Below are 602 nucleotides of genomic sequence, written 5' to 3'. Positions count from 1 at the left end.
GTGCTCACTTTTCACATCTCTGAAACCTTCCTCAATTTGCATGCGTCGTTTGTAAACCGCCACGATCTTTGCCGGATTCCACTCGCTCTGAACTAAATTGCTGGCCAGCAACCATGGTTCACGCTCACGTCTTGCGGACTGTCGACTGAGCTTACTCTTGGCAATTGACCCCGTGACGCGTTGGTGTTTGCGGCCCTTGGCACAGTGCCGTACGCAATACAAATCGATGAAGTGTGGGGCGCTTCGTGTCATCTCGACACGGCCAAGTGCCTTGGGTGAGGCGGCGGCCAATGCATACAAATTCTTCACCGGTTGCCAGTCAGTTTGATCGCGACGATAAAGTTCGCGATTCCTTATCCGCGCGACGTAATACCAGCCCTGCGCGGCGACAGCCTTCATCCACGGTCGCCGAAAACCCGCATCGGTGACCAGAATCGGGATGCAGTCAACAGGTAGCAATTCGGCCAGCGTTTTGAGTAGGCGATTTTGATACTTGGGACAGCTCTCGCGCTCATGAACGCTTTCATAAACCGGAAATGAGCGTCCCGCCAGAGGGATCGATGCTCTTAGCAAAAAGGCTGTGCCTGAAGCGTCAATTCGAG

Annotated in this window: 1 protein-coding gene; it reads right to left on the bottom strand. The window is 54.0% G+C overall.

The annotated features are described in order from the left end of the window. The coding region (locus K5E40_RS34410; protein ID WP_221734433.1) for an IS4 family transposase at positions 1-602 on the bottom strand (602 nt) is incomplete at both ends.

The sequence above is a fragment of the Pseudomonas baetica genome (assembly GCF_019733355.1).
Taxonomy (GTDB): domain Bacteria; phylum Pseudomonadota; class Gammaproteobacteria; order Pseudomonadales; family Pseudomonadaceae; genus Aquipseudomonas; species Aquipseudomonas baetica_A.
The sequence above is the reverse complement of the archived record's forward strand: the minus strand, read 5'-3'. Positions and strand labels throughout refer to the sequence as shown.